At 59.1% G+C, this 7,196-nt stretch carries 2 protein-coding genes; both read left to right on the forward strand.

Going from position 1 to position 7,196, the window contains the following annotated elements; translation table 11 throughout:
- Positions 1 to 207: 207 nt before the first annotated feature.
- Positions 208 to 5,964: an S-layer homology domain-containing protein gene (locus IHN22_RS05740; RefSeq protein WP_191434104.1), complete on the forward strand. Its 5,757-nt coding sequence runs from the start codon at positions 208 to 210 to the stop codon at positions 5,962 to 5,964.
- A gap of 76 nt (positions 5,965 to 6,040) precedes the next feature.
- Positions 6,041 to 7,196 (forward strand): YibE/F family protein (locus IHN22_RS05745; protein WP_191434072.1); only part of this gene is annotated, 1,156 nt, incomplete at its 3' end.

Below are 7,196 nucleotides of genomic sequence, written 5' to 3' on the forward strand. Positions count from 1 at the left end.
ACTTCCACAAATAAGAGCACCGCTGCTCAGTATCCCATCACGTTTACAGTGCAGACAGACGGTGTGGATATTGCTCTCAGCTCCGGTCCCCATATGCGTTTTAACGCAAATGGTGACCAGATGCGGTTCCGGTACTATAAGTCCACAACATATACTGGTCAACAGCCTGTTACTCTCTACAAATTTGACGGCGAGGGTGGCGGTGAGGTGACCCCTCCTGATCCTGAGGAGCCGCAGGTTATCACCATCGCCCAGGCGCTGGATGCTGTCGATGGTACGGAAAATCTGACCGTCAAGGGCGTGGTCACCCTGATCGACGGCAAGAACGTCTACCTCCAGGACAGCACTGGTGGTATCTGCGCTTTCCTGCCCAACAGCCCCACCGACCTCTCTCTTGGTGATACTGTTATTGCTACCGGCAAGCGGGATAATTTTAAGGGCCTTCCGGAACTGGCCGGAGCCACCTATGAAAAATCCTCCGGTCTGACCCTCGAGCCCGTCGTCAAGACCATTGGCGCGCTGACCACCGTCGACATTTGCACCTATGTGACCCTCCAGAACGTGAAGGTCACCGAGGTGTATGATAACAACGGCGCCTATTCCAGTCCCAACATCACCGTCACCGATGGTACCGACTCCATCCAGCTCTACAAAGCCGTGGTGAAGAAGAACGAGGACGGCACCTGGCCTGTAAAGGTAGGCGACGTCATCACCATCACCGCCGCTGTGGGCGTGTTTAACGATACCCTCCAGCTGCGCAACACCACCGTTGACGAAATCGACCTGGACGGCACCCCTGCCGGCCCAATCGCCGATGGCGATCAGGTAGTCATTTATAACCCCCAATACGGCAAGGCCCTGTCCGGAACCTATACCGGCTACTACAACAACGGCACCACCGTGACCATGGAGAACGGCACTCTGTCCGGCTTTACCTCCAGCGATGTGTGGACCGTCATTGATAACGGCGACGGCACCTGGTCCTTCTCCTACAACGGTCAGAAGATCGGTATGGGCGATTCTTTCTCCAGTATGCCGCTGGGCGAAAAGAACGACCAGTGGGTGCTGGAGGATGCCGACAACGGACTCTATTATATCAAGAATACTGTCCGCAACTCCTACATGGAGTGGTACGCTGAGAAAAACAACTGGAGTTCTTACAATAAGATTAATTCCGGCAGCGAGGGTATGTTTGCCCTCTCCTTCTACAAGGTTACCGAGATTCCCGAGGAACCCAGTGGCGATCTGCCCAAGAATGGCGACACAGTTGTTATTTACAACCTGTCCGCTCAGGGTGTGCTGGCCGGAGAGGGTGACAATCAGGTTGTCAACAACGCCGAGGCCACCGTGGCCGACGGCGTGGCCACCCCTGCCAACGGCGCTCGGGTGTTCACCGTGGAGAAAAACGGCGAGTATTTCCGCTTCAAGACAGAACATGACGGCTACCTCTGCTCCAACGGTACCGGCAACAACGCCTTCTATTCCCAGAAGGCTTCTGACGATGCCGACTGGACCCTCACCGCCGGAAAGAAGGGCGGTTGGAATCTGGAGAGCCGCACCGCAAAATTCAACGGGCAGTATTCCCAGTATCTGGAGTACTATGGTGGTTCCTACAAGACCTACAGTATGTACAATGTCACCGATTACGACATCTATGAGTTCCTCTTCTACCCTGTGGCTGAGGGCATTACCATCACCGATGGCGTGGTCAATATGCCCGCTGTCACCTTTGGGCTCCTGCCCGACGCTTATGTGGGTCAGGAGTACTCCGTCAGCTTCACTGTGGATTCCGTCTTTGGGGTGAAGGACATCTCCGCCAAGTATGGCGGCACCGCTGCCGAGCTGACCAATGACAACGGCACCTACTCCTTCACCATTCCCGACTCTGCCATGGTCGCCGGTGATGTGGTGATCACCATTGAGGGAACGGACAACAAGGACGTGGCCTTTACCGGCACCACCACCCTTGCTGTCAAGGATGAGCCCTATATCCTCGAGGTGTTCCCCGCCGCCAATGCCCAGACCGGCGACGAGAAGCAGCCCGAAATCGGCTTCACCTTCGGCAACGCCGGGGAGAATCCCACCGTCACCCTGAAGGTGAACGACCAGGATGTTATTCCCACCGTGGAGAACGGCAAGGCCTCTTACACCCCCGCCGAGGCCATGGCCGACGGCAAGGTCTCCGTCACCGCCACCGTCACCCGGGACGGTGGAAAGACCGCCTCCCGTACCTGGACCTTTACCATCGGCACGGCCCAGTATCAGCTCTACTTCGGCCAGCTCCACTCCCACACCGCCGAGTACTCCGACGGCGCGGGTACCCTCCAGGAGGGCCTGAACTACGTGGCCAGCCTGCCCGAGAGCGCCAACGTGGACTTCGTGGCCTTTACCGACCACTCCAACTACTTTGACACCTCCTCCGACGCCAACCCCGAGGCCGCCCTCTACGACCCCAAGCAGATGTCCGAGGAGAGCGCGGCGAAGTGGAACGCCTACACCGGCGCCATCAACGCCTTCAACCAGGAGCACGCCGGCGAAGTGGTGGCCCTGGCCGGCTTCGAGATGACCTGGTCCGGCGGCCCCGGCCACATCAACACTTTTAACACCCCCGGCATCGTCTCCCGCAACAACACCACGCTGAACAACAAGACTGCCGACGCGGGTATGAAGGCCTACTATGCCCTGCTGAGCAATGAGAACCTGGCGGACTCCATCAGCCAGTTCAACCACCCCGGCACTACCTTCGGCAACTTCAGTGACTTCGGCTACTATGACCCCATCATTGACACCCGGATGCACCTGGTGGAGGTGGGCAACGGCGAAGGCGCCATCGGCGCCGGCGGTTACTACCCCAGCTATGAGCAGTACATCATGGCCCTGGACAAGGGCTGGCACGTGGCCCCCACCAACAACCAGGACAACCATAAGGGCAAGTGGGGCAACGCCAACGACGCCCGTGATGTGGTCCTGACCGACAACTTCTCTGAGGAAGGCATCTATGAGGCCATCCGGAACTATCGCGTCTACGCCACCGAGGACAAGAACCTGGAGATCAACTACACCCTCAACGGCCAGCTGCTGGGCTCCATTATCTCCGAGGTCCCCGAGAATGTCAGCATCAACGTCAGCGTGTATGACCCCGATGACTCCGACTCCATCTCCAAGGTGGAAGTGATGGTCAACTCCGGCGCTGTGGCCTACACCTGGGATGATCCCACTGAGCTGGCCTCCGGTGAGCTGGAGTGCACCATCCCCGCCAGCTACAGCTACTACTTCATCCGCGTCACCCAGGGCGACGGCGACCTGGCTGTCACCGCCCCCGTGTGGGTGGGCGACGTAGTGAAGCTGGGCATCTCCGCTGTGGAATGCGATACCGCTACCCCCGTCACTGGCGAGGAGTTGAAGATTAACACCACTCTGTTCAACAGCGAGTCCAATCCTGCCACTGTTAAGTCCATCACCTACACCAGCGGCAGCGAGATTCTGGGCACCGATAACACCGAGCGGACCATTCCTGCCTCCGGCACCCTTGCCGTGGAGTGGGGCTATGTCCCCGATATGGCCCGGGTGATGACCGTTACTGTTACCGTGGTCCTGGTGGAGGACGGCATTGAGTACACCTATTCCAAGGATATCTCCCTGGATATTCTGGATGCCAGCCAGCTGGTGTACATCGGCATCGACGCCTCCCACCTCAACGAGTATGTGGCCGGCAACTACAAGGACTCCATGGGCAACTTCGGCGACCTGGCTGCCGGCTACTCGGTGCGCACGGTTCAGCTGAACACCAGCGAGGACCTGATCGCCGCCTGTGAGAACCAGAGCGGCAAGTACAAGGCCATCATCCTCACCGCGCCCTCCCGCCGGAACGGCGACGCCCTGCGCGACCCCTATGTCTGCTACTCCGATGCGGAGATCCAGGCCCTGAAGGCCTTCAACGCCGCTGGTGGTACTCTGGTGCTGGCCGGTTGGTCCGACTATTATGAGCACTATGAGAGCTTCCCCGCTGCCGATCATATGGCTGCCCAGCAGAACAAGGTTCTGGAGGCTCTGGGCTCTTCCCTGCGTATTGGTGACGACGCCACCAACGATGACAAACTCAACGGCGGACAGACCCAGCGGCTCTACTTCTCCACCTATAATTGGGACAACTTCCTGATGAACGGTGTGGAGTTTGACCCTGAGAATCCCAACAACAACCTGTATTCTCAGCTCTTCAGCCAGTATGGCGGCGCTTCCATCTATGCGGTGGACGCTGAGGGCAATCCCACCAGCACCCTGCCCGACACCGTCTCTCCCGTGGTCTACGGCCATGCCACTACCTATTCCAAGGACAGTGATAACGACGGTCTGGGCGGCGATTCTATGCCCAAGTACGCTGTGGCCGAGGGTGATGATCGCCTGATGGTGCTGGCCACCGAGGACCTGGGCGATGACAAGGGCCTCATCGTTGTTTCCGGCGCAGCCTTCATGTCCAACTTTGAGGTCCAGGCTGAAGTGGGTGACTCCGGCGCTGAGAAGAACTACTCCAACTACAACATCTGCGAGAATCTGGTGAACTACATCAATCCTGTCACCATCACTAATATCGCCGACGTGCAGGCTCAGAAGCAGGAGGGCATCAAGTATGTCATCGAGGGCGTGGTCACCTCCAACGCCTCCGGTTACGACAAGGATACCGCCTTCTTCGACTGCATCTATGTCCAGGACGGCACCGCCGGTATCAATGCCTTCCCCGTGGCTGGCAATTATAAGATCGGTGACAAGGTGCGTATCACCGGCACCACCTCCTCCTATCAGGGCGAGCGTCAGATCGCCGTCACTTCCATTGAGAAGATCGGCGAAGGCACCGTGGAGCCCAAGCTCATCACCACCAAGGAGGCCGCCGAGTCCACTTATTTGGGCAGCCTGGTCCAGATCAAGGGCGTGGTGGTCAGCTTTGCGGAGGCGGAGGGTCTGGTCCAGACTATTATGGTCCGGGACGAGAGCGGCTACGACGCCCGGGTGTTCATCGATGGCTATATCACCAAGGACAAGGCCATTGAAAACCTGGCTGTGGGCCACGAGATCACCGTGACCGGCCTGGCCTCCTATGACAACACCTTCAATGCCCCCGAGGGCCCCTTCCCCCGTATCCGCATTCGGGACCGGGCCGACATCATCTGCGGCACCGAGGTGGTGGACATTCCTCCTGCGTATGTGCCTCCCACCTCCACCACCTACGCCATCACTGTGGAGGGCAGCGACAACGGTACCGTGACTGCCAGCCGCACCCGCGCCTCCAAGGGCCTGACCATCACCCTGACTGTGAAGGCTGACGAAGGCTACGAGCTGAATGTACTGACCGTTACCGACAAGAACGGAAACGAGATCAAGCTCACCGACAAGGGGGACGGCAAGTACACCTTTGCCATGCCCGCCTCCGCTGTCACTGTGGAAGCCTCCTTTGCCGCCAAGAGTGTGGAGAACGAACTGCCATTCACGGATGTGGATGTGGACGACTGGTTCTACAGTGCCGTAAAATATGTCTATGACAACGACCTCATGAACGGCACCTCTGCCACCCAGTTCTCCCCCTTCATGACCACCAGCCGGGCCATGATCCTTACCATCCTGGCCCGCTACAATGGCGTGGATACCTCCACCGGCGCTACCTGGTATGAGGCCGGTGTGGCCTGGGCGGTGGAGAACGGCGTGTCCGACGGCACCAATCTGGAGGCTGCCGTGTCCCGTGAGCAGCTGGTCACCATGCTGTGGCGTCTTGTGGGCAGCCCCGTCATTGAGTGCGACCTGACCGCCTATCCTGACAGCAGTTCTGTCAGCGACTGGGCCGCCCAGGCTATGGCTTGGGCTGTGGATACCGGTATCATTATCGGTACTGGCGCCGGCACCCTTAATCCTCAGGGGAACGCGACCCGTGCGGAAGTGGCTGCCGTGCTGGCCCGCTTTGCAGAAAACGACTGATTCCATACTTGCGTATGCGGGGCGCCGCCTGCCTCGGTGGGCGGCGCCCCGCCTTATATCTTGAGAGGAGAGCGCCATGGGACAAAAGAAACAAAAGCAGCCTGTTCTGCTGGAAAAGCAGCCCCTATGGCCTCCCAGCAAGGGCCGGATTGCAGGGCTGATTGTGGGGCTGTGCCTGCTGCTCATTCTGGTGGTGGGGGGTGTGCTGCTCCAACCGGAGAATGGGGAGCTGACTGCGGCCCAGAAGAGAAACTTTGCTTCTGCCCGCGTTACCGATATCCTGGCCGATGATGCCCAGCCGGATGAATGGACCGAGGGCCTGCGGGTGGGCAGCCAGTATTTGGAACTTGAAATTCTCAGCGGTCCCTATAAGGGGGCCGTTCTGGAGGCCATCAATTACCTCACCGCCTATGCCAATGTGGACTGCTCCCTGGGTACCCGGGTCATTGTGCGGCTGGATGTGGATGACAATGGGGACCCATATGTGATCTCCATTCCCAACTACGACCGAGGTATCGTTCTGGTGGGGATGCTGGTGGTTTTTGCTCTGCTGCTGATCCTCATTGGCGGCAAAAAGGGAGTCATGGCTCTGCTGGGATTGGCCTACACCCTGGCCGGTATCTGGTTTTTGCTCATTCCCATGGTACTGAAGGGAGCGCCATCCATTCCGTCGGCTATCTTTATTGCGGCGCTGACGGCGGCGGCGTCCCTGCTGATGCTGACCGGTTTTTCACGCAAGACCCTGTGCGCCGGACTGGGCTGCGTATGCGGCGTGGCGGCGGCAGGCCTGTTCGCCTGGATCGTGGGGATCATCACCCCGATTGGCGGGTTCAATATGTCGGAGGCGGAGGAACTGGTGCTGCGGGCCTATGACAGCCCCCTGGAGATCCGGGGCCTGCTGGTCAGCGGCATCCTCATCGCCGCCCTGGGGGCGGTGATGGATGTGGCCATGTCCATCTCCTCCGCCTGCCATGAGTTGCGGGTGGTGGACCCGGAGATTACCTCCGGCCGCCTGTTCCGGTCGGGGATGAACATTGGCCGGGACGCCATGGGCACCATGGCCAATACGCTGATCCTGGCCTTTGCGGGCGCCTCCTTCAATATGCTGCTGCTCTTCCAGGTCTATCATTACCCTCTGATTCAGATCATCAACAGCGATACCATGGCCATTGAGCTGATCCAGAGTGTGGCCGGCTCGGTGGGCATTATCTTGACCGTGCCGCTGGTTTCCC

This window comes from Flavonifractor sp. An112 (assembly GCF_904377885.1).
GTDB lineage: Bacteria > Bacillota > Clostridia > Oscillospirales > Oscillospiraceae > Flavonifractor > Flavonifractor avicola.